Raw genomic sequence first — 21380 nt, 5'->3', positions numbered from 1 at the left:
TTAGACAGAAATATTTTAGGTTATCTAACAGCGAATCCCCTGATTTTGTTTTTAACACTATTCTGTTAATTAACCTAGTTTGACATCCTATTGACAAACTAACACAATACCGATTTGTTTTACTGTCATATTTAAAGCGAAACTAAACAATACAAAATTCACATTTAAACAGTAAATTCATGGCAAATGTAGGAAAAGCAGTAAAACTTGGAGTTTTTACTCTTGCGATTATGAATGTTACGGCGGTAGTGTCTCTCCGCGGACTACCAGCCGAGGCTGTATACGGATTGAGTTCAGCCTTTTATTATCTCTTTGCGGCAATTGTCTTTTTGATCCCGACGTCGTTGGTGGCAGCTGAGTTGGCGGCCATGTTCCAGGATAAACAAGGTGGGGTTTTCCGATGGGTCGGGGAGGCCTACGGTAAGAAATGGGGTTTCCTCGCTATTTGGGTGCAGTGGATTGAAAGTACGATCTGGTATCCGACTGTGTTGACCTTCGGTGCTGTATCCATCGCCTTTATCGGGATGAACGATGCACACGACATGACACTGGCTTCAAACAAAATGTACACATTAGCTGTGGTGTTGATCATCTACTGGCTGGCTACCTTTATTTCATTGAAAGGTTTGAGTTGGGTTGGTAAAGTGGCTAAAGTAGGTGGTATCGTCGGTACGATCCTTCCCGCTGCCTTGTTGATCATTCTCGGAATTGTTTACCTGTCTATGGGCGGTCATTCCAACATGGACTTCCACGGTAATTTCTTCCCCGATTTCTCTAAGTTCGATAATCTGGTGCTTGCTTCCAGTATCTTCCTGTTTTATGCAGGTATGGAGATGGGCGGTATCCACGTAAAGGATGTTGATAATCCTTCCAAGAACTATCCGAAAGCTGTATTTATCGGTGCGTTGATCACTGTTGTTATCTTTGTGCTGGGTACTTTTGCGCTGGGTGTTATTATCCCAGAAAAGGATATTAACCTGACACAGAGTTTGTTGGTCGGCTTCGACAATTACTTTAAATTTATCCATGCTTCCTGGTTGTCTCCGATCATTGCCGTTGCTTTGGCATTCGGTGTGTTGGCCGGTGTATTGACATGGGTTGCCGGTCCGTCAAAAGGTATCTTTACAGTGGGTAAGGCCGGTTATCTGCCTCCTTTCTTCCAGAAAACAAATAAGATCGGGGTACAGAAAAATATTTTGTTGGTACAGGGATGTGCCGTTACTCTGTTGAGCTTACTGTTCGTGGTAATGCCTTCCGTACAGAGTTTCTACCAGATCCTGTCACAGTTGACCGTGATCCTTTACCTGGTGATGTATCTGCTGATGTTCTCCGGCGCTATTGCTTTGCGTTACCGGATGAAAAAGGCTAACCGTCCGTTCCGTATCGGTAAAAGTGGTAACGGATTGATGTGGTTTATCGGTGGTCTTGGTTTCTGCGGATCTTTACTGGCGTTTATATTGAGCTTTATTCCACCGAGTCAGATCTCTGTCGGTAGTAATACTGTCTGGTTTGCCGTATTGATTATCGGTGCTATTGTTGTTGTGGCTGCTCCGTTCATTATCTTTGCTTCTAAGAAAGCATCGTGGGTCGATCCGAACGCACAGTTCGAACCGTTCCATTGGGAAGAAGCAAAAGTACAGGCTCCTGTTGCCGGTACAACTGCTGCTACTCCGACTGCCAACACAAATAGTACAAACGCAACAACAAATACGACTACGACGAATAATACACAAGCATAATAAATACTTATGTAATTTCTATTCTACCTATTAAAAAGAGGGGCGGAACCTGAACGGTTCTGTCCCTTATTTGTCTTTATTTACTGTCCGTGATTTCTACCGAGACGGTACCCAAAAGTCCGGCTGCCGTGTCTCCGCGGTATTGGGTCGGGACGGAGAGATAGTAGTTGGCTGCCGTGTTATGTACCAGCACTTCTATCTCATTGTCTCCGACTTTTACATGGTCTGTTATATCGAATTGCCAGGGGGCTATCAGCTTCAATCCGGCCTTTTTGCCGTTTACCCGAACTTCGGCTGTCGAAACGACTTTGCCGAGGTTTAAAAATGCCTTCTGGCCGTCTTTTAGTTCCGTCAGTCGGATACTCTTACGGTACCGGGCACCACCGGAATAGGTGGATATACCTTCTATCCGTGACCAGTCGCCTATGGAGATCAACCCCTCTCCGCATATTTGTTTGATCGGGCCGTCTATGGCGGCTCCTCCTGTGTTACCCCACTCTTCTTCTATGCGGATAGCTACTGTGGATATCCGTTTGTTGGGGGTCGCGATTGTCGCTTCGTACGTGATGCAACCATCGGGGCGTTTTCCTGTCGTGGTCAGCGGGCAGGCTTTTCCATCTACCCAGACTTCGGGCTTTCCAAAGGCGGAGAATACGAACTTTTCGAGTCCCGGAGCCGATGTGAAGCGGTATTGTCCGTAGGTCGTCCTTCTGGTTGCCCGGGTGTCGAACGGTAGTATCGACAAATCTCCTCTGAAGTTCGTTGCCAACGGTTTTTCGGTTGTTAGTTCTTTAATTACACGCGGGTTGTCGCCTTGTTTGCGTATGACACACCAGGTAATGCCGAACGTATCATAATGCAGTACGACTTCGTTCGGCCCTTCGTTCAGGGCGATGCCTGCCGACAGGTCTTTTATCCGTTTGCCGTTGATATAGACGGCAGCCGGCTTCAGTTCTCCGAGTGAGAGTTGGTACATCCCTGTTTCCGGAGCCAATACATTGGAATAGAGATAATAGTTTTTGTTGCCGCTCGGATCTTCTACCCGTTTGGTTTCCCTGAATTCCTGTTTGAGTTCTCCCAGGCGGATAAATTCATCATGTACGGTTGCTTTCAGACCGTGCCATCCCTGATGGCCGTAATCGTTCTCTACTCCCCAGCGCCAGGAGTATTCATAGGGTTTCCACCGGTATTCTTTGTTATCGGCAACGACACCGGTGGACGTTCCCGGCAGATTGCTGAAAATAAGTTCTTCCGACAGATCAGGAGTCGCTTCCAGCAACATGAAACGGGAGCCGAATGTAAAAGTTTGGGCAGTCCAGTCGCTGTCGTCGAAAGAGGGGGATTGCCAGCCATCTGTCGGTGTGAAACTCTGGTTGTAACGGGCTTTATAGATATAGGCACCCAGCATTTCCGGGGTGGCAGGCCAATGGAAATCACCGAATTCATTGTTCAGGCTGGGCTTGAGTTCGAATGACCATTCACCGTCGAGAACGACTGTTTCAACAACTTTGCGTTCTGCCGGTGTGGAGATCGTTGCTTTTTTTGTCGGGTCGAATACAAAAAGGTGCATATCCTGTTTGTTGAGCGGCATACGGATACAGGTACCTTCGCCGTTAACGGATGAGGCGGATATTTCATGGGAGGTTCCAGTCCACGGATCCCATAGTTCTATGCTACCTGTCGCACGGAAAAAGCATTCTGTATCTTTCGGTACGTTATAGACGGCGTAGAGGTCTTTGCCTGCTATTTTCCGGTGCATGATATAAGGTACTTCCTGGTTATCCTGTTGGGAAGTAATGCGGAAGTCGCGGGTGAGATGCGAGTCGAGCATATGAAGCACCTCCTGGTTATCGGCTGCGATAAAGGCATTGTTACCAGTTGTTTTGAATAGTTTGTCGAGTACTGTTTTTACGCGGGCGTCATTCAGCCCTTTCTTTTCCGTTGCTTCGGGCAGATCACCCAGATTGATGACGATACCTCCGTTTTGTTTGAACTTCAGCGCCTTTTCCAAGGAAGAATGGCGGATGGCTTTCATAGAGGGGATAATAAGGACTTTGAACTCTTCCCTGGAGATATGGAGTTTCCCGTTCTTGACAGTTGCCTTATCCAGCGATTGGTAATCCATAAAGTCGAAGTCGATACCTTTCTTATAGAGATAGTCGCCCAGGCTGAATGCCTTTTGCACGGACTCGTTACCGTATCCGGCCACTACCGGTTCTACCGGGTATAGGAGCGCAATATCAGCCCGGTGATGTCCCTGGGAAGCACATAACTCAGACGTTCGGAACATTCCAGTAACGGCCCCATTTGCTCCCAATAGGGCATGTGGGTGTGATTGCAGGGCGGAGCCCATTCCCACCAGCCACCTACCGTGCTGTAATAGAAACCATGCAGGCTGAGCAGGTTCTGTCCCATCGCGAAATTTGAAAAGATCGCGTCGATGACACTGGCCGTATTGCTATCCCATTTACTGCTGTGGAAACCTTCGAGCCATACCCTGGGACGCTCGTAAAGATGGGCGATGGAAGAGGCTACTTTATTCTTGATAATGTCTTTCGAGAAGTCGGGCTGGTCGCAACCCGGTGCCTGGTTCCATCGCTGGGTACGGAAGTAATCGCCAAACTCGCTCACATCCCTTCCGCGTCCGCCGTGGTCGCAACCGTAGATCAGGCCGCGGTCTTCGTGCCATTGGTATACGGGGATAAAAAAGTTTTCTTCGCTGAGGGAGACCATTACATCGTTATAATCCAACCGTATTTTCGGGGTGATCGAACCGATATCGGTAAAGAGGGCGGCGAGGTAGGGGACGACATCATATCCTTTCCGTTTCCGGAACTCGTCCCGGAAGACTGAATTCCATATACAGCCCTGCAGGTTGAAGTTCAGTTCGTCGGAGAAGAAGAAGTTCAGTCCGCCTTTGGATTGTTCGGGGAAACGGTCTTCAAACCGCTGGAAGAAATGTTTGACATAGCTTTTACCGGAGAGAGGATGCATCGGATCGAGCGAAGGTTTCTTCTCGGCACTGTACACCTGGGTTACGATCCATTTACCTTCCGGCGAATGCCATTGTATTCTGTTGTTTGTGAGTTCCTTGATCAGGTCGATACCGGAGTTTTCTATGATGTTACTGTCTGTTCCCAATCGATAGGCATATAGGGAAAGCAGGTTATTCCGGCATGTTTTATCGTAGTTTCCCTGAATGGTATCACTCTCGAATTTCAGTTCGGCTCCTCTCAGTTCCGGATTTTCGTTCAGTGCGTCATCCACATAAGAACCTTGTCCGACTCCCAGTGTGTAATCGCTGAGGCTGACGGTCATGCCCCGCTTTTTGGCTTCTCCCATAAACCAGCCGAACAGATCCCACCATTCTTCTGTAAAAAGAGCCGGACGGGACGGGAAAGTCAGGCCGTAACTGACTCCTCCTTTGTCTGAATGCGCATAATTAACTTGTAGGCTGGTTACCTTCTTGGCTGCCATTTGATCCAGGTGGTAGGTAAGATGCTCCCGGGTCAATGTATCTCCCATCCACCAGTAGAAGGGTACTTCACCGTATCCTTTAGGCGGCGTTGTAAAACCGCTTTTCAAATCTATTTTGGCAGAACGATCCGGATGTCCCGGAAGTAATTGTTTTACCTGGGCGGAAAGAAGTTGGGATAAAGCACATAAGGTTAAAATAAAGAGTTTTTTCATGGCTGATCAGTTTATAATCTGTAATGGAACAAAAGTACTTACTAATCAGGAGAGTAATGTTTCAATTCTGATATTATTGTTATGCATTTTGGCTTTATGCTGATCATAAAAGAAAAAGCCACCTTCTTTTATTTGAAGGTGGCTTAAAGTGTTGTTATCTTACCGGAAATTCGGTAATACGGAGCGTTGTACAACCGTAAGGTATCAGTTCGATCGTTTCTTCATCGCTGAAATCCAAACCTTGTTGTGTGAAATAGGCGATAGGCCCGGCAGATCCCCGTACCAGTGTCCAGCCGTTTAACCGTTTTGCCTTTGTTTTAATGCGGACAGGGGCATTTTCTACATTCCACGGATAGGCAGGAACGGTAGATGACTTTTCTACGCTGAAAGCGTCTTTAATCCGGTCTGCTGAAAGTGAACGGCCTGATAGTGCATAGTTCCAGGGAGTATCCGAAGTTACTTCGTAGTACCATTTGCCATATATACCGGCTGCTTTTTCTTCAAAAGATTTCTTTTCCCATTTCTCATTCATCTTTAGTGCATACAGCAGTGGGCCGCGTTCAACGACGGCACTGTTGTCATACCACCGGCTTACAGCTACTTCCATAGGAAGTTCCACACTTAAGACATCACCGTTTTTCCATTCCCTGTTCACTCTTGCAACAGCACCCGGATAGGTGTCGGCGGAAATGACTTCACCATTCAGCTTGATAACAGGTTCTTTACACCAGCCTGGTATGCGGATATGGAAAGGGAAGAAGGCTTGCTTTACCTTTTTGTCTGCAAAAGAGACATGGAAACGGATCGTTTCTTCAAAAGGATAAGCCGTTTCTTCCTTTATATTTACCTGGATGCCATTGGCTACTTTAGCGGATACCTGAGAGGGCGCATATACCAAGGCTGCAATTCCGTTGTCGGCTGTCGCATACCATAAGTTCTGGACAAACTTAGGCCAGCCCTGGTGAAGATTAGAGGTGCAGCAGGGGTAACCGGTTAGTTCACCGAACAATATATCGGTATCTTCGTGAGGGGTGGAAAATTCTCTCCAGTCGCGGGTTACAGCTACCTGGTTGGTTTGCTGATAATACTGGCGGGCGGAATAATCGTCGGTTACCTGTGTGGGTAATGCGTTATAAGTAACCCGTTCGAGATAATCGGCCCATTGTACATCACCTGTTATTTCCAGCATTTCTTCCAGCGAATACATCATCTCTACAGCTGTACATAGTTCGGAGCCGGCTGTCGGTTTTCCGAAGCGCAGTAACTCGTCACCTCCCCATAATCCTGTAGGTAGCCCGATCGTATTATGGATATCGTGTACCGCCTTTTTAGTGGCCTGTATCTGTTTCGGGTCTTTATTCTGCTGATAATAGACGATGGGTTCTTTGAAACCTTGTGCCAGGTTGACGCAATGCAGGCTGTGCTGGCGCGACAAGTGATCCTGGTTTAAGAAGATATCAGTCCAGTTAAACGTCTGCTTGTGGATGAGTTCGCCCAGATCGAGCAGGAATTTATCTCCGGTGATATTGTAGAGCCAGTAAACGATCATCAGGTTGTCTCCACCACGTTGTTCGCCCCAGAATGTCCATTTTCCCAGCGGGTTTACGGGCAATTCAGCTAACTGGTATTTGAAGTATTTTGTCATGAAGTCTATCACACGGGTATCATTTGTGGCTGTATAGTATTGTTGCATGACTTTCAACATAACCATCTTAGGCCACCAGTCGCGGGCATTATCACGCTGAAGTCCCGGTTCGTAGCTCCGGTCGGTATCCGGCCCGAAGTATCCGTCCGGTTTTTGTGAAGCCAGCGTCCATTCCACCCAGGGCTTTGTTTTTTCGATCAGAGCCTGATCGTTCAGTATATACGCCAGAGGCAGGAGCCCGTCGATCCAGTAAGGGCCACGTTCCCATACATCGCCATCGCCGCCAAGCCATCCGTTGCGGGAACCCATTACTTTCTCATAGACTTTGTCCAGATGGCCGGTCATCCCGTTTTTCATACGAACTAATTGTTCCTGCATCCAGCCTTCTGCTTTTATCGCTCCCAACGGTAACTCTATATAAGTTTTTTGCAACAAAGGCTGACGGTTGTTTTGATAATTCCCTGATACGGACACTTCTCCAACAGGGGCAGCCGAAGCGATCGCAATGGATGCGAAAGAGGCTATAAATGCTTTTGCTAGTATATTCATGATTATTTAGGTTAAGTAGTTACTCTTTATAGTCGATCCATACTTCCATCTTTCCGGCATCCCGGTTATCCCATGTGTAATAAGGAATTAAAGAGAGTTTCTGATCACCGGTGGTTGCTTCTACCGATTTAATCCCGCCCAACTTGCCGGGTTCATCTTTCACTTCGAAAGAGGTGGAGGCTGTCAGGTTGGAGTTGGCAAAGTTTTTAGGATTGTCGATTTCTTCCAGGCAATATACCAGCGGGCCACGTTGTATGGCTCGTTTACCGATATTCTGTTTTACACGCGGGTCGGCAGAAACGATCTCTACCGGCATTTCCATATTCAGGTCGATCCGGTCACCGGATTTCCAGTCTTTGATCACTGCATATCCCTTATCGGTCGATGCTTTTACCTGATTGCCGTTTACTGATAGTGTATAGTTTTTGCACCATCCTGGGATACGGATGCGGAGTTCTTTATTCAATGGCTGTGCAGATGTAACCGTTAGTTTAACCTGTCCGTCCCACGGGTAGTTAGTCTCCTGTTTTAAAGTGACCTCTTTATTATCGATCTGGATTTGTGTCGTATTTCCCATATAAAGATTTACCCACAATGCTTTGTCGGAAGTTCCGTAAATGTAATTGCCGATAGAAGGCAGGAAGCGGGAAATCTGGCTTGGACAGCAGGCGCAGCCGTACCAGGCTTGTCTGTGGTGGTCGCCTTTCGACTCCAGCGGGTTGACATAGAAGAAACGGTCTCCGGCCAGGGATACACCGGCTAATGCTCCGTTGTACATGGAACGTTCCAGCACATCTACGTATTTGGAATCGCCCGTGAACTGGTTCATTCGTTGGTTCCAGTAGACCATACCGACGGATGCGCAGGTTTCGCAATAGGCATCCAGGTTCGGCAGATCGTAATCTTCGGTGAATCCTTCGTTGTGTCTGGAAGAACCGATACCACCGGTCACATACATATTGCGCAGGACTACATCGTCCCATAAGCGATCTAGTGCAGCTACATAGCCGGTATCTTTCTTTAGTGCGGCAACGTCGGCCATTCCGCAATAAAGATACATGCAACGAACGGCATGGCCGGAGATATCTGTCAATTCCCGGACAGGAAGGACATCCTGATAATAAGCAGGATCCCATTTGCCTTCGTCGCCTTTGGTTCCATGCCCATGGCCTCTTTCTTCCAATAGCCAGTTCGCGAAATCGAGGTATTTTTGCTCTTGAGTGGTTTGATAAAGTTTTACGAGTGCCAGCTCTATTTCTTCATGCCCCGGAACCCAATGGCGTTTGCCCGGGCCAAATAAGCTCATCATATGGTCTGCCATCCGTGTACTTACATCCAGTAGTTTCCGTTTTCCGGTAGCCTGGTAATAAGCTACAGCAGCCTCCATCATGTGTCCGGCACAATACATCTCATGTTTATCCATATTTTTCCACCGTTTATCCAGTCCGGTCAGTGTATAATATGTATTGATATATCCATCGGGTTGTTGTGCCGCAGCGATCTTATCGATCCACTCGTCAGCCTTCTTCTCTAATTCCGGGTTCGGGTTATTGATCAGGCTGTAGGCTATTCCCTCGAGCGCTTTATAAACATCCGAGTCGTCAAAAAAGATTCCGGAATGTTCTCCTTCCCCTTTAGATGCATTGACGAAGTTCTGCATACGGCCTGTTTGATTTTCTATCTGATCGATGCAAACGGGCAGTGTAGCCGAGATATGCTTGCTTAAGCGCGGAGACCAGAAATTGTCTTGTATGTGGACATGGGAGAAGTCAATTTGGTCTATCATTTTCAAACGGGGCTGATCTGCTATTTGTTTTTGTTCGGCACATCCCCATAAAGCCAAACAAGCTAGAGACAATACGAGATACTGTTTCATGGTCTTAAATTTAATGTTATAATTCACAACTTAGTTTCTTCAATGAAGGAGAAGAAATTACCTTTTTGCCGTCAACGCTCTGTCTATATTGGCTTCGCGCATAAACAGAAAGTAAAGTTACATAATCGCGTGAACAAATAAAGGATTGCTCCTGATTATTTAATAAATTGGCCAAACCCGTTAATGTCATGGATGTGGCGTACGGCCAGAATGGGCCATTCCACTGACACTCATGACTGATCGTATCAGGAGGCCGTACCAGACTGCATAAGAGTAACGCAATGAATACAATATATTTATTCATGGAAGCAATAGAGTTTAGTGCTCCCCATCTTTTGTATGGACGGGGAGCCTGTATTAATGTTAGGTATTTATGGATTGTTTACTTGTAGCTGGGATTCTGTTCCAGGTTTGGATTAGAAGTCAACACCTTTTCCGGTATAGGAAATACAGTTCTATAATCCCCTTGAGGTTTGTGTGATAGCCAACTTTTCTTGGTAAATACACCAAAGCGGATGGCATCTCTTCTTCGATGCATTTCCCAGGCAAATTCCCAGCCTAACTCATCATACATTCTGCCAAACTCAACAGGATCGGTGTTACCCTTATCGACAATCTTGTAGTTTTGTACGGTTCCATACTGGTAAGAGGAGTTTTCTCTTAGTTGAGCATCTGTTACAGTCGCCAGTTCAGGATTGTTTTTAAAAGCCCGTTTACGAACTTCTGTTACCAGTGCACCTGCCCCCGATTTTCCCGAACGTAACAGGCATTCTGCCTTCATCATTAATATTTCAGCATAACGGAATATGGGGACATCTGTACCGGATGAACTTTGTGAGCCTTTGGCCACTTCGAATTTATTCATACGATATCCTTCCATTTCACTGGTGTAGTTACCATCCGGTAAGTCTTTGGTATAAATAAGAGGTTCTCCCATTTTGTCATAGGTACCGTATAAGATGGAACCGTCGGCTGCTAGTTGCTGTCCCATCAACCAGGAATCTGCCAAACGGGAATCTTCCACATTATAGGTATCGATAAACTGGCTGACTCCCATTGCAGAACCGCATCCCCACGGAGTTGCTTCCGTTTCATATTTTTTCTTTAGTTCGCCGTGCCAGGAGAACATAAAGATACTTTGTCCTCCTGCCAGGTTTTCATCAAAAGGTATTGTGAATATAACCTCTTTGGAGTTTTCTACACCTGTTGTACGGAAAGGATCTTTATAGTTTTCCGACAATGCGAACCGGTTGCTGTTGATGATGTCATCGCATTGTTGGATACACTCATCCCAATGGGTTTCATTTACATAAACATTCGCATTCAAATATACATTGGCGAGAAGAGCTTTGGCTGCCCATTTGGTCATTCGACCGTAATTATTGCCATTTTGTTCTTCACTCAATGAAGGAATAACTTCCTGCAGTTCTTTAACGACAAAGTCAAAAATTTCTTTGCGTGTGTTTTTAGCAGGCAGATCCATTGCGGTAGTGACTACTAACGGAGCATCACCGAAATTATCACATATTTGCCAATAGTAATAGGCTCGCATGGCTCGTAACTCGGCTAATCCTACTGTTTTTTCCGCATCAGAAGGAGCAGGAAGTACTCCTGTTTCAATCTGTTCGATTATTTTGTTGCAAAGTAAAGCGCCCTGATAGAACCAGGACCAAATGTTTTTAACATGATCCTGCTCAGAGTTCCATGTCTGATAATGCATACGCCGATAGACTCCACCGTCATCCCATCCGGATGCATTTGGCGGCATAACGATGGCATCGGCTGCTACTTCCTGAGCTGCAAAATATCCCCAATGATCGGTGGAGCTGCGTAAATAACTGTAAATGCTGGCCACAGAGGGGACAAAATCTTCAGTTGTATAATTGTATGTTTGTTCAGTGATCTTGGAATAAACCTTTTCATCTAAATCGTTACTGCAGGATAAAATGGAGCCTGAACAACATAGTGCTAAAAATAACTTTATATAGGTTTTCATATTTATTGCGCATTAAAATTTAACGGAAACTCCTAAAGTATAGGTTCGTGTAGACGGATAACGGTTTTTGTTATCCACACCAGGATTCAGTCCACTGATACTGACTTCCGGGTCGATACCGGAATAACCGGTGATAGTTGCCAGATTGGATATCGTTCCATAGAGTCTTAGATTCTTGATCCATGAATTAAACTTAAAAGTATATCCTAAGGTTACATTATCGATTTTCCAGTAATTTCCCTTTTCAATATAATAGCTGACATACTGTAATTCCTGATCGGCTGCCAAAGGTACTTTTCCGAATTTTTTATCGAAAGCGGCACTCAGGACATTTCCTCTGGCTAACATAACCGGAGCTTCATACTGCAAGCGTGGCATATTCAAAATATCAAAACCGAAAGCACCACGCATCGTTACATTGAAATCGAAGTTTCTCCATGATAACGAATTGTTCCAGTTCAGATAATGCTTGGGAAGGCCGTTACCGATGATTTGTTTATCTGTAGGCTGTTGTTCTGAGATTGACTTGGGGTTACCGTCCGCTCCTTCAATGATCCAATGGCCGTTTTCATCGATATCGATACTCTTATATCCCCAGAAGTTACCGATAGGCTGACCTTCCTGAATACGGTGGGTAGTTGTCTGCAAAGGTTCTCCTGTTGATCCCTGGTCAGAATAACCACTTGAAATAAACTGGTCGTTTGACAATGACAACAATTCATTTTTATTTGTAGAATAGTTCATGGATGTTGTCCATTGGAAATCTTTTGTCTGTACGGGAATCACTGTGACGCCAACTTCTATACCCTGGTTTCTCATTGAACCGGCATTCGCCACCATATTGGAGAATAAGTAAGGCGGGGAAGGAACGTCATAATCCCATAATAGATCTTCTGTCTTACGATTATAATAATCGATATTACCGGTGATCCGGTCATTCCAGAAGCCGAAGTCTAAACCGACATTGATCTCTTTCTTCTTTTCCCATCTCAGATCGGGGTTGGCATTTGAATCCGGTCGGATAGTCTTGATCCATTCATTGTTGTAGTAAACATATGTACCAAAGTTCAATGTGTTTAGTGACATGTAGGGATCAGTCGGCACTGTACCTGTTACTCCGTATCCGGCACGTAATTTCAAGATAGACAGCGCATCTATATCCATTAAGAAGTTTTCTCCTTTTATATTCCATGCTGCGGATACAGAGGGGAAATTACCCCATTTATGATCGGCTCCAAACTTGGTAGAACCTTCATGGCGAATACTTGCGGCAAACATATATTTACCTTTGTAGCTATAGTTCAAACGACCGAAATAACCGATCAGTTTACTTTCATTAGCCTCTGAGTACTCAGTTCCTCGTCCATCTTTTAAAGCCTGGCCTGTCCCCATATTGTTGTATGTATAATCGTCAGAAGGGAAGTTGAAGTTCTGCATATAGAAATTCTGATAATTTGTCTTCTGCCAACTATAGCCCGCTAGCAAGGTGAATGAATGATCTTCCCACAATGTTTTTCTCCATTGAGCGGTTAATTCCGACAAATCTTCCGTACTCCGTGTTGCACCACGTGAAGCATACCCGTTTTTACCATCCCGCCAGCTGGATTTATGTTTTTGAGTCTCATAATATCCTCTGGTTTGATTATAAGTGTTTGAAGAAAACAGATATTTGATATCTAATCCTTCGATCGGGGAATAAGTCACATTGGCAAACATTTTTAAGTTTGTGGCCTGGTTTTCACCTTCTACTTCATTTAATAGTGAAACAGGGTTGTAATATTCATTTTTAGAACTTTCGGAATAATTGCCTTCCTTATCATATACAGGTGTAGTAGGATTATATATCAACGCATTTCTATATACTTCACTGTTATAACTGCCACCATCTGAACCGGAAAAATAAGTCTGTTTATATCCACTTAAACTGGCATTCAGTTTTAGTTTGTTGTTAAACATCCGGTGTGTTACTTCAATACGCGGATAGAACATCTGGTTGTTTGTCCGCTTAATTAAACCGTTCAGCCCTCTGTATTCGAAACTGGCAACATAATTTGTCGTACGGCTGCCACCACGTAGATTGATATTATAAATCTGTGTAAGGGGAGTTCGGGTAATTTCATCCAACCAGTCGACAGAAGCACCGTCATCCTGACCGCCCGGCCATCCTTCCTTAACGCGCTGGCGATATTCTTCCGCGTTCATAAACGGAAGGGTCTTTGTTATCTGCTGAGTTGAAATGTACGCATTAACATCTACCTCTGTCGGCATTTCTCCATTTGCATTCTTGGTGGTGATCAAAATAACACCGTTTGTACCGCGTGTTCCGTAGATAGCTGCAGCCGATCCGTCTTTTAATACATCGATCTGTTCTATATCATCGGGAGATACCGAATTCAGATCCCCCGGGATACCATCGATCAATACTAGCGGGCTGGCACTGGCTTTTAAGGTCGTGATACCACGCAGTGAGATTTGTGAAGTCGATGTTGGGTTGGCATCCGGCATGATAATGCTTAAACCGGGAACCTGGCCTTTAATTAATTGGGCAGCATCTGTCGTTGGAGTTTTAACAAAGTTATCAGACTTGATTGTGGAAATAGAACTGGCAACTTCTCCTTTTTTCTGTGTACCGTAACCTACTACTACTACCTCATCAATGCTTTGCATATCTTCTATCAAACTAATGTCTGCCGATTTGTTATTATTGATAGCAAACTCTTTTGTCAAATAACCGATGTAGGAAATTTGTAAAACGGCACTTTGTGGTACTTCCAATGTGTATTTCCCGTTAAAATCGGTGACAGTACCTGTTGTGGTACCTTTTATAACGACATTAGCACCGATAATGGGTTCTCCATTGGAGTCAGTAACCGTACCCGTTATTTTTCGGGTTTGCTGATTGATGAGTTCCGATTTGTCTGTACTCTTGTTCTTTAATAATAAAATGTACTTATTATCGAGCTCGTAGGAGATGTCGGTTCCTTTAAAAGCTTCATCCAGATAAGAGATTATTTTACCGGACTTTTTGTGTACGGTAATTGCACGTTCAGTATCAACTTCCCGGTTCCTGAATACAACCAGATAATCTGTTTGCTTTTCTATTTGGCTGATAAGCTGACCGATGGAAAGTACGTCTGTTTCAAGTTTTATAATGGTATTTTGTGCCTCTGAATTGACAGCGACCATTTGAAACACACAGGCGAAAAGTATAAACAGTGATATTTTCATGATTCTGTAATATTCTTTAATGTGTTTATGATCTACAGTAAAGAGTGGTAACAAAGCTTTTCTTTTCATATCTTTGCTGAATATTAGGTGAATATTAAAATTAACTACTTGATGTTTACTTAGTTTATTAACGGCGGATGTTACAGCATCTGCCGTTATTTTCTTACATGGATTTTATCATAGGCATTACTATTTAGGGGTTATACATTTTATTTACTTAAAGTGATAATATTGTTTTTTTCGTTTTTCTCGATGTTAAATTTGTGTATCCTTTGGATCATACGGAGAATTTCATCGATTCCGTCACGTTGACGGAATTTTCCGGTGTATTCCCATTTGAATATGGAAGGATCTTTCACCTCTATTTTTACGTCGTAGTAGAGTTCCAACTTTTTAAGAATATCAAAAAGTAGCTCGTTCTCAAAGCTGTAGATGCCATCTCTCCATAAAAAGTGATCGTAATGTGGGATAGAACCGACTTTCATGGTTCCATTCTTTATTGTTACCTGTTCATTCGGTTTTAGAATAACACCCTTCTTATCCGGCCGTGAAAAATAGACATGTAAGGAACCTTCTATCAAACTCGTCTGAATATCTTTTTCTCCGGGATAGCTGTGTACATTGAATTTAGTACCTAATACTTTCATATCTATTCCTCGTGAAGAAACGATAAAAGGTTTGTCCGCATTTTTGGCAACATCGAAAAATGCCTCTCCTTCAACGGATACCCGTCTCTCTTTATCAGAGAAGACGGCCGGATAGACTAATGTGGTCTGTGCATTTAACCATACATCTGTCCCATCTTGCAATGTTAATTTGACCCGCTGACCGGCAGGTACATATAGTCTGTTGTCTGCAATAGCTGAAGACATGGTTGACTGATGATTGACGGTAACCCAATAGGTTGATACTATTAATAATATTGCGATAGCGGCACAACTTGCTGCTTTTAATAATAGTCGTCTAATTTTTCTCGTTTTGATTTTAGTATTGAAGCGAATATATCCGTCCTGATTTGCTTTTTTATCATTTACCTCGTTAGAGAGGGATAATAAAGCATACATATTTTTATACTCGATAAATTGTTCTTTCAATTTATCGTCGGATTCAACTTGTCTTAGCAATTTCAACCTTTCGGTTGCGTCAAGTTCTCCCTGGAAATATTTTCTTATTTGTTCGTCCATATGATCGGCTTGTTATAATGTAAACACCTATGCCGAAAAAATCCGCTAAAGGACGAACCCTGTTTTTCTGTATTTTTTAAAGATAGAAGAAAAATATGAATAAGAGAAGGTGCTCTTTTAGTTCTGTTCTTAATTTTTTATAGGCTATACCTATCTGAGTTTCAACGGTATTGATTGATATATTCAATTCCGCAGCTATTTGTTTCTGCTTTTTCCCTTCTATTTTGCTCATAACAAATATTTCTCTGCATTTGGGAGATAAGGTATCGAGCGCACGCGTTATTAGTTTCTCAATATCCTGATCAGAGAATAAATTTTGATCGAATGCCTCTAATGAGTTCAGGTTCATTCGTAGCGTGATAAGATATTCTTCTTGTATCAGAGTGGCTGTTTCCTGAACGATTGTTTTGTGGCGTAAGTGGTTTAAGCATCTATTCTTGACTGTAGTGAATAGATATGCAACCAGGTTTATGTGCATAGAGAGCATTTCCTTCTTTTCCCAAAGTTCGGTGAATACATCCTGAACGATATTTTCTGCATCTTCTTCTCGTATAACATACTCCAGGGCAAAGTACTTCATTTTGGAGAAGTAAGAAAGATAAATATCTTCAAATTTGATATTTTCTTTTTGATCAGTCAATGCTTCTGTTGCCATAAGTTAACTTTGTTCTAGAAGAACTCAATCTTAAGCGATACGGCATTATATTGATTGTCTGTTATATAGGTATTTTAGTAGAATTATTCTGCTATATATTCATTTTTTTCTATTCTCGGATTTAGTGCACAATATTAACCACTTATACTATAAATAGATTATATTTGCACTGAATAAAATACAATAGTTCTTCTAGAACTATGTCTATTTCTCATCTGATTATTTCAATTTACCGAAAAGACAATTTGATAGATAATTTGTTTTGTACCTGTCTATATGATATGTTAAAAAATATTAGTCGCAATACTAATTTCATTTACCCGCTATATTAATCCCAATTAGTCGCTATACTAATGTCAAAATGATAGTTGAAAATATCGGGTTCATACTTATTACAGATCAGTATGAACCCGATAAAGATTAATAATAATTTTTTATTTAGAAGGATAGTTCCACTATGCTATGAATGGCGACAGGCGGAACGGGAATAATGTATTTTCCCTTTTCTTTTTTTATGGATAGTCTTTTTCCTTCCGGCTGAAGGACTGCCTTTTTTATAATTCTGTTTGTATTCATTACTAACTCGACGGAGCCTGTTGGTAGAACCGTATCGTAGACCGAGACCTGGCTGTTGTTATGTTCTCCGTCGATATTAATGATGTTGACAATCCAGTTATCCTCTTTTTGAGCTAATACAAGGTGCATACGGCCATTGCCTTCTAGGGTTGCTAATGCTTCCGGATGTAAGGTTCTTACTAAAGAATTGAAGATCGCAGCGACATTCGAGGAACGATTTGAGCGATAAGGTTCAGCCAGATCACAGTATATTGCAGCTATTTTCCCTTTTCCATAAGGAGCTATGGTAGCTACCGGATAAGATTCATTACCATAGTTCGGATCATCACATGTTTTGATAACGCCGAAAGAAACGACCTCTTTTGAAGGAATAACTTTTTGCCACCGAGTATTCAATGCCGCTGATTCATTATCTGCAAATAGGAATACATTGCTGTTTTGCGGATACTCTGTCAATTCGACTTTTATTTCATTTGCGAAAGCCTGGCTTGCCTCAACCCCTGAAATAAGCAGGTTTCCTCCATTCTCAACATATTGAAGGACGATCTTTTTCATCTCCGTACCGATCTCTGCCCATTCTGGTAAAACAACTAACGGATATTCGTTTATATGCTCTTTCAGGTAATGATCCATTAGTACTTCGACAGTCTGTCGGCCATCCAGTAACATATTTAATGTTTCTGCCATCCGCCAACTCTGTTCGCTGGTATATAAGCTTGATTGAGCTTTTTTCCAAGCATGTGTGGAATACCATAAGGCTATTTGTGGTATAGGTTTGCTATGATGACAAAATGTTTGTCTGTCACGACACCAGGAGGCCAGTTCTGCCATTTGATCAAAATAGATTGTTTTTAATGAACCATCCCTGTTTTGTTGATAATAAGTTTGAAAACCTCCGCCCATGGCGATCACTTCTGCTGCTTCCTGCTGTAACATAACCAGTGATTTGGAAGAAGGCAACCCCTGATTGTAGTTAAATCCCCATGACATTAAATCCCAGGGCTTTCCTTGTAAAGCCAGACAACGGGCTTCCCAGGCTGCACTGTATACCCCATTCCTGCCAGCTACATCACCGGAGAGAAAATCTACGGGAGTATCAATCTTTTCGGGCATCATGGATGAGTATGACCAGTTACTTGTTATCTGAAATTCGGGGTAAGCCTGATGTATGGCATCGATATATTTTTTCATATATATGCGGAAGGCTTTCCGGTTTAGTTCCAGAAACTCCTCATACCCTTCTTCTCCCTTTTTAGGCATTGCTTTTTTGCCGGTTTCAGTGGTATAGAATTGTTGCATATACCGTGAGTAATCGGGTATGGCACTCCAGCAATCGCCGTCTATCCATGCTCCGTCAATATCTTTGGCCGCTATTTCTTTTAGTTGTGGGATCAGGAGCTTATCAGAATAGGGGCCGAAATAAGCTGCTTTGTCGCGGTCGTAAGAACCATCCTGATGAACAATGGCCCATTCGGGGTGTAATTGCATGGCACGGGTATCCCACACACCGGAATAATGCACATATAAGGCTACATGATGTTTTCGGGTTACTTTCCGGAATATATCCAGAATATCTTTTTCAAAACCGGGAGCCTGATTACCTATCTGGGTCGGGTAACTGGAATAACCGGCATGGCCTTTGCAATCAACCTGTATGTAATCAGGCTTAGTGAGGATAAGCAGGGAGTCGATCATTCCTTCTGTGAGCCTTTTACCAATTTCATGACAATCCATACCTGCATGAAAATCAAAATGAAATCCCAGGAAGCTTTCGCTCCTTCTTAATGTTTTCCCTGAATTTTCGGAAGGGCCGATCGTTGAGGGAGTTTGGGCAGAAAGATTTATTTCTGTCGAGGACAGGACGAAGATAGATAAGAAAAGAAATAATTTTGTCTTCATGATATTGAGTTTTAAGGTGTTGCCTTTGATTATGAGATTTAGTATTTTCATATAAAAAAATTACCTGTCTTAAAGTAAGGCAGGTAATTCTTGGTATTTCCTATTCTATTACGAATGTAAGGTATAATATGTCTTTATCTTTCAGCAGTTCGAAAGGAGACGAGTCCGTAAGCTTCAATGGCAATACATATTTCCCTTTACCTAAGACAGAAGCCTGTATAGGGATATTGAATATTCCTATTTGTTCTTTTTTAGGTATATCGACTGTCCACGAAGAGGCGGTATAGAAGCCTTCCGGAACTAATTGATATTCCGATTTCCCCGTAAAAGAGTCGTATAGAGATCTCTCTACTGCTGCAGATGCTGTTACCGATCCCCGATCCGGATTCCCGCTGCAATAAACGGATACCGGTATTTCACTGCCGGTGATCTTTGTTTCCAGAATGCCTGCTCTAGAGAAATATACGACCGGATCTTTATATCCGTAACCAGGCTCTTCATTGTCACAACCCGTTAATACAAACAGGCATACAAATATAGTATATATAAAATGTTTCATCGTCATTTAGTTTTATTATTCTGTCAAATCGATTACCAACCATTGTTTTGTTCCAGATTCGGATTTGTTTCCATATCGTTTCGTGGGATAGGCATAAAATACATTTTCTCATCAAAAACATAGGGCGCTTCGTCCACTGTATAACGTTCGTATGTCCAGCTTTTTCTTAGCATATCCAGTTGTTCGGTGAAAGATGCTTTTTTGTATTGTTCAGAAGATATGATATCTGAATTATTCAACAAGTTCAGATATATTTTCATGCCGGAGAATTTTTGTCCTCCGAGATGGTTTGTCGCTATTTTCCATCTCCGTAAATCCCAGTATCGCTTCTGCTCGAAGCATAACTCGATATAACGTTCGTTCTGGATGAATTTGCGAAGTGCTTCTTTACTGGCTTTGTTTTTTGCCGGTACTTCCGGATTCAATATGCCAGCTCTCTGACGGATTATTTTTAGTTGTTCACAAGCCCCGTTGATATTGCCTTGTTCATTTAAAGCTTCCGCATAATTAAGATAAACTTCGCCTAAACGGATTTCAATAAATGGAGTTTCGCTACCCCAACCATAAGAATAACCGTCCTTGGGTAGATCTTCTTTAATTACCTTACGGCAAAGATAAGAAGTAAGGGAATTGTGTGCGGAACCGGCAGCATCCTGGAATTCTCCTTTGGCTTCCCATGATTTGTATCTGTCTGCTTCCTCTTTGGGGAAAGAAGGATCGATCGTCCCCAGGTCGAAATAACTATATTGGGTACGGCCGCAATATTGTGTTTCATTGACAACCACAAAGGCATTGAGCCGGGGATCTCTGTTTGCGTATGGATTAGTAGGGTCATAGGTACTGTCATCTGCTATATCCAAGCCATTTATTGTTGGGAAAGCATCAACCAGTTCCTGTAGCGGCCCCCAATGAGCTGCATCCCCATTTGCGATACCAAGCGGTTTACACATGGCGTCTACTCCATTATATCGTTCAGGCATTTTGTAGTAGACTGCAAAGATATTTTCAGGTGACTGGTAATCCAGAAACAGATCACGGGCATTCTCTTTTAATTCGTATAGTCCGCTGTCTATTACTTCTTTGTTTAATTGGGATGCATTTTCCCAACGGGACATGTTTTGTGAAGTATTATACAATGGGCTGGCCCAGAATAAAAAAGCGCGCGCTTCCATCGCTTTACAGGCTCCCCAGGTTACACGTCCGAAGTTATTGCTATCCTGTGTTTTAAATTCACTAAGGAAGCCTGCTGCTTTTTCATATTCTTTTGTAACGAAATCGAATATTTCGTCGACACTGGCTCTTTTGGGATAGAGATCTTCCGAGTCAAAGGTCTGAGGTTCCAGGATTAGAGGTACGCCGCCATAGCGGATCACCATCTTGAAATAAGCGGTAGCCCTGAAAAAAAGCGTTTCACCTTTCATCCTGTCTTTCAGTTTTTCATCCATTGTTACATCATCGATGTTCTGCAGTATTTCATTACATTTGCGGATATAACTGTAAGCCCAGTATTCCATCGGATTACTTTCCAATCCCCATTCTCCTTTTACTACATTCCATGCCTTATGTGTACGGTATCCGTTTCTGGCTTCATCCGTGAAGTCATTTTCTTCACGGCTCCAGCTGGGATATTTTGCATATAGGTTGTTTACATAACTTTCAACCAGAAGAGGGTCTTTCCAGACAATATCAGAGCCCATAGACTCCAGGTTTGTTTTATCAAACAGGTCGTTGCATGAAAACATGCAAACTACGCTTAATAATAGAATATATTTTTTCATGATTCC

13 protein-coding genes are annotated in these 21380 nt (G+C 43.0%); 1 reads left to right on the top strand and 12 read right to left on the bottom strand.

What is annotated here, in order from left to right; all coding sequences use genetic code 11:
* Positions 1-179 precede the first annotated feature (179 nt).
* Positions 180-1739 carry a glutamine/gamma-aminobutyrate antiporter GadC gene (gene gadC, locus HMPREF1536_RS08985; RefSeq protein ID WP_028730040.1) on the top strand — a complete coding sequence of 520 codons (1560 nt, stop codon included), beginning with the start codon at positions 180-182 and terminating at the stop codon, positions 1737-1739.
* Between the two features lie 76 nt (positions 1740-1815).
* Here gadC and HMPREF1536_RS28135 read toward each other — a convergent pair whose 3' ends face one another.
* From HMPREF1536_RS28135 to HMPREF1536_RS08935, 12 genes are all read right to left on the bottom strand, one after another.
* Positions 1816-4029 (bottom strand): glycosylhydrolase-like jelly roll fold domain-containing protein, encoded by a 2214-nt coding sequence (locus HMPREF1536_RS28135; RefSeq protein WP_225607969.1) that lies wholly within the window; start codon positions 4027-4029, stop codon positions 1816-1818.
* Positions 3957-5429: a glycosyl hydrolase gene (locus HMPREF1536_RS28130; protein ID WP_225607970.1), complete on the bottom strand. Its 1473-nt coding sequence runs from the start codon at positions 5427-5429 to the stop codon at positions 3957-3959. The genes HMPREF1536_RS28135 and HMPREF1536_RS28130 overlap by 73 nt, the downstream gene beginning before the upstream one ends.
* A 154-nt stretch (positions 5430-5583) precedes the next feature.
* Positions 5584-7623, bottom strand: a complete 2040-nt coding sequence (locus HMPREF1536_RS08975; RefSeq protein ID WP_028730041.1) for a beta-L-arabinofuranosidase domain-containing protein — start codon at positions 7621-7623, stop codon at positions 5584-5586.
* 19 nt (positions 7624-7642) lie between these two features.
* Positions 7643-9499, bottom strand: coding sequence for a glycoside hydrolase family 127 protein (locus tag HMPREF1536_RS08970; RefSeq protein ID WP_028730042.1), 1857 nt, complete (start codon positions 9497-9499; stop codon positions 7643-7645).
* A 16-nt stretch (positions 9500-9515) separates the two neighbouring features.
* Positions 9516-9803, bottom strand: a complete 288-nt coding sequence (locus tag HMPREF1536_RS28420) for an MGH1-like glycoside hydrolase domain-containing protein (RefSeq protein WP_081693427.1) — start codon at positions 9801-9803, stop codon at positions 9516-9518.
* A 78-nt stretch (positions 9804-9881) separates the two neighbouring features.
* A complete protein-coding gene (locus HMPREF1536_RS08965) occupies positions 9882-11495 on the bottom strand; it encodes a RagB/SusD family nutrient uptake outer membrane protein (RefSeq protein ID WP_028730043.1) in 1614 nt (537 codons plus the stop codon).
* Positions 11496-11507: 12 nt separating this feature from the next.
* Entirely contained in the window at positions 11508-14723 is a 3216-nt protein-coding gene (locus HMPREF1536_RS08960; protein ID WP_044193542.1) for a SusC/RagA family TonB-linked outer membrane protein, read from the bottom strand.
* A 209-nt stretch (positions 14724-14932) separates the two neighbouring features.
* Entirely contained in the window at positions 14933-15907 is a 975-nt protein-coding gene (locus tag HMPREF1536_RS08955; RefSeq protein ID WP_028730045.1) for a FecR family protein, read from the bottom strand.
* 76 nt (positions 15908-15983) lie between these two features.
* Positions 15984-16562, bottom strand: a complete 579-nt coding sequence (locus tag HMPREF1536_RS08950; RefSeq protein WP_044193544.1) for an RNA polymerase sigma-70 factor — start codon at positions 16560-16562, stop codon at positions 15984-15986.
* 438 nt (positions 16563-17000) lie between these two features.
* Positions 17001-19037, bottom strand: coding sequence for a beta-galactosidase (locus tag HMPREF1536_RS08945; protein ID WP_028730047.1), 2037 nt, complete (start codon positions 19035-19037; stop codon positions 17001-17003).
* A 100-nt stretch (positions 19038-19137) separates the two neighbouring features.
* Entirely contained in the window at positions 19138-19596 is a 459-nt protein-coding gene (locus HMPREF1536_RS08940; protein ID WP_157395740.1) for a DUF1735 domain-containing protein, read from the bottom strand.
* 32 nt (positions 19597-19628) lie between these two features.
* Positions 19629-21374, bottom strand: coding sequence for a RagB/SusD family nutrient uptake outer membrane protein (locus tag HMPREF1536_RS08935; RefSeq protein ID WP_081693428.1), 1746 nt, complete (start codon positions 21372-21374; stop codon positions 19629-19631).
* Positions 21375-21380: the final 6 nt, after the last annotated feature.

Source organism: Parabacteroides gordonii MS-1 = DSM 23371, from assembly GCF_000969825.1.
GTDB classification, from domain to species: domain Bacteria; phylum Bacteroidota; class Bacteroidia; order Bacteroidales; family Tannerellaceae; genus Parabacteroides; species Parabacteroides gordonii.
This window is presented reverse-complemented; position numbering and strand designations above follow the sequence as displayed.

Coding starts and splice junctions, on each gene's coding strand:
- HMPREF1536_RS08975 (WP_028730041.1), bottom strand. CDS start 7,623: ATGAATATACTAGCAAAAGCATTTATAGCCTCTTTCGCATCCATTGCG.
- HMPREF1536_RS28130 (WP_225607970.1), bottom strand. CDS start 5,429: ATGAAAAAACTCTTTATTTTAACCTTATGTGCTTTATCCCAACTTCTT.
- HMPREF1536_RS08965 (WP_028730043.1), bottom strand. CDS start 11,495: ATGAAAACCTATATAAAGTTATTTTTAGCACTATGTTGTTCAGGCTCC.
- HMPREF1536_RS08940 (WP_157395740.1), bottom strand. CDS start 19,596: ATGAAACATTTTATATATACTATATTTGTATGCCTGTTTGTATTAACG.
- HMPREF1536_RS08935 (WP_081693428.1), bottom strand. CDS start 21,374: ATGAAAAAATATATTCTATTATTAAGCGTAGTTTGCATGTTTTCATGC.
- gadC (WP_028730040.1), top strand. CDS start 180: ATGGCAAATGTAGGAAAAGCAGTAAAACTTGGAGTTTTTACTCTTGCG.
- HMPREF1536_RS08950 (WP_044193544.1), bottom strand. CDS start 16,562: ATGGCAACAGAAGCATTGACTGATCAAAAAGAAAATATCAAATTTGAA.
- HMPREF1536_RS08960 (WP_044193542.1), bottom strand. CDS start 14,723: ATGAAAATATCACTGTTTATACTTTTCGCCTGTGTGTTTCAAATGGTC.
- HMPREF1536_RS08955 (WP_028730045.1), bottom strand. CDS start 15,907: ATGGACGAACAAATAAGAAAATATTTCCAGGGAGAACTTGACGCAACC.
- HMPREF1536_RS28420 (WP_081693427.1), bottom strand. CDS start 9,803: ATGAATAAATATATTGTATTCATTGCGTTACTCTTATGCAGTCTGGTA.
- HMPREF1536_RS08970 (WP_028730042.1), bottom strand. CDS start 9,499: ATGAAACAGTATCTCGTATTGTCTCTAGCTTGTTTGGCTTTATGGGGA.
- HMPREF1536_RS28135 (WP_225607969.1), bottom strand. CDS start 4,029: ATGTTCCGAACGTCTGAGTTATGTGCTTCCCAGGGACATCACCGGGCT.
- HMPREF1536_RS08945 (WP_028730047.1), bottom strand. CDS start 19,037: ATGAAGACAAAATTATTTCTTTTCTTATCTATCTTCGTCCTGTCCTCG.